This is a genomic window from Limnospira sp., from assembly GCF_051859755.1.
Taxonomy (GTDB): domain Bacteria; phylum Cyanobacteriota; class Cyanobacteriia; order Cyanobacteriales; family Microcoleaceae; genus Limnospira; species Limnospira fusiformis.
Genome location: NZ_JBIMLI010000283.1, coordinates 1 through 2319 on the forward strand (window position 1 = coordinate 1; position 2319 = coordinate 2319).

The 2319-nt window shown below is 47.6% G+C and carries 1 protein-coding gene and 1 pseudogene; one reads left to right on the forward strand and one right to left on the reverse strand.

What is annotated here, in order from left to right; translation table 11 throughout:
• Positions 1-307: 307 nt before the first annotated feature.
• Positions 308-1024: a lipoyl(octanoyl) transferase LipB gene (lipB, locus tag ACTIE0_RS23860; RefSeq protein WP_006620887.1), complete on the forward strand. Its 717-nt coding sequence runs from the start codon at positions 308-310 to the stop codon at positions 1022-1024.
• 39 nt (positions 1025-1063) lie between these two features.
• Here lipB and ACTIE0_RS23865 read toward each other — a convergent pair.
• Positions 1064-2319, reverse strand: a pseudogene (locus ACTIE0_RS23865) (efflux RND transporter permease subunit); the annotation flags it as partial.

Below are 2319 nucleotides of genomic sequence, written 5' to 3' on the forward strand. Positions count from 1 at the left end.
TATCTACATTAGGAGCCGTGTGATGTGAAAGTATCAAGCACGGTTTGGAATTGGAGTTGGGGAAGGCGACTTCCCTTTCGACCATAACTACTTCTACGTTTAACAGCAGCAGTCCGTATATTGACCTTGAGATTCCCTTCCTTGCCTGGAGGTGAGTCCAAGCGTCGGGACATACAAACAGTTATGGGGTGTTCATGTCACCTTCATTTATCCAGACTCGGGGCTGGAACCCCACCAGGAGTTGATTTCAGGCATTGCAGCCTTATTTCTTCTCCTGAACGTTTCGCTCATATAAGAATATTTTACCATGCCCGACGACACTCCTGTTGCTATTGTCGATACTAATGAGGTTTATTGCCAATTTTATAATTTGGGACTAATTTCTTATCAACAGGCTTGGAGATGGCAGCAAGACTTAGTGGCCGATCGCATTAATTGTCCAAATTTAGAGGATATTTTGATTTTATTAGAACACCCGCCCGTTTATACCCTGGGACAGGGGGCTAGTTCTGAATTTCTCAAGTTTGACCCCCATGAGTCTGAATATGAACTGTACAGAGTAGAACGGGGTGGGGAAGTGACCTATCACTGTCCCGGTCAGTTGGTGGGATATCCGATTTTGAACCTGCGACGATATCAAATGGACTTACATTGGTATTTGCGGCAACTAGAAGAAGTATTGATTCGGACAATTAGGGTTTGGGGAATTGAGGCCCAGCGCGTTGAGGGTTTGACAGGGGTTTGGGTGGGGGAAACTAAAGTAGCAGCCATTGGCATTAAGGTGAGTCGCTGGATTACTATGCACGGGTTCGCCTTGAATGTTTGTCCTGACTTAACTGGATTTAAAGCGATCGTTCCCTGTGGTATTTCTGATTTCCCCGTAGGGAGTCTGGCTGAATTAGTCCCGGATATTTCCATCGAGCAAGTCCGGGATGTCCTCGCGGCCTGTTTTGCTGAAGTTTTTGGAGTCACCCTCAAACTTACTCGAGAGGAAAAGGCGCCCGGAACGATCGCCATAACTTGAGCCAAAGGAGCCCCACAAGGGTCTATTCACCCATCAAAACTAAGATTTTGACTGAATTGCTGGGGTAGATGGCTCATGCTTGCGGAAAGTTTCCTCCCATTGATTAGGAGATAGTCGGGGGATTAACCACTTGCCAAACTGGGTATATAAGGCTGGAATGACTAACACTCTTTAAAGCCGTAGAGGTGAATAATCCTCCTAATACCACGATGGCGAGGGGTTGTAGAACTTCATTTCCGGCCCCCTGTGCGATCGCCAAGGGTAGCATTCCCAGAGCAGAAGTTAAAGCCGTCATCAGGATAGGATTTAACCGCTCTAGGGACCCTTGAGTAATAACCTCTTTTAACAGCATCCCTTGAGCAAACTTCTGGTTGTAGTTATCCACCAACAGCAAACCATTGCGGACAGCCACCCCAAACAGGGTAATAAACCCGATCAGAGAAGCAATGGAGATTACCCCCCCCGTTAAGAGAATCGAGACAATACCACCCACCAAGGCCAGGGGAAGATTGAGCATAATCGCCACAGTTGCCGGGAGAGACTTAACCGAGAAGAACATCAAAATGGCAATCATAATCGCGGCCAGGAGGCTATACCAGACCAGATTATTGGTGGCTTTTTGTTCCGCTTCAAACTGTCCGCCATATTGGATAAAGTAGCCATTGGGTAACTGGACATTTTGGCGGATAGCAGCTTGAATGTCACTCACCACACTGCCTAAGTCTCTTTCCGCAACGTTGGCTGATACGACAATTAAACGAGACACATTTTCCCGATTCACCACATTAGCCCCCATACCATATTCAACTCTAGCCACAGCACTGAGGGGAATAATTTGTCCGGTGGGGGTAGAGAGGGGAATCGCCCCAATGGCATCTAAATTATTGCGTGAGGCGATCGGCAAACCGACGATAATATTAATCAGTTGTTGATTTTCCGGGACTTGGGACACCACTTGACCATTGAGGGCGGTTGCCACGACTTCAGAAATGGCAGCCATAGTTAAACCATAACCAGCCGCCGCCGAGCGGTCATAATGAATTTGAACTTGGCGGATAGGTAATTGAGGTTCTAATTGTAAGTCTACGACTCCCGCAATGGGTTTGATGGCATCGCGGACTTGTTCCCCGACTTGACGCAACTGGACTAAATCGGGGCCAAAAATTTTGACAGCGATCGCACTTCTGACCCCCGATAAAACTTCATCCATGCGGTGAGAAATAAAACCGCCAATATTGGGAGCAACCCCCGGCAATTGCAGAAACTTCTCCCGCAGTTGCTGAACAGCAGCCTCT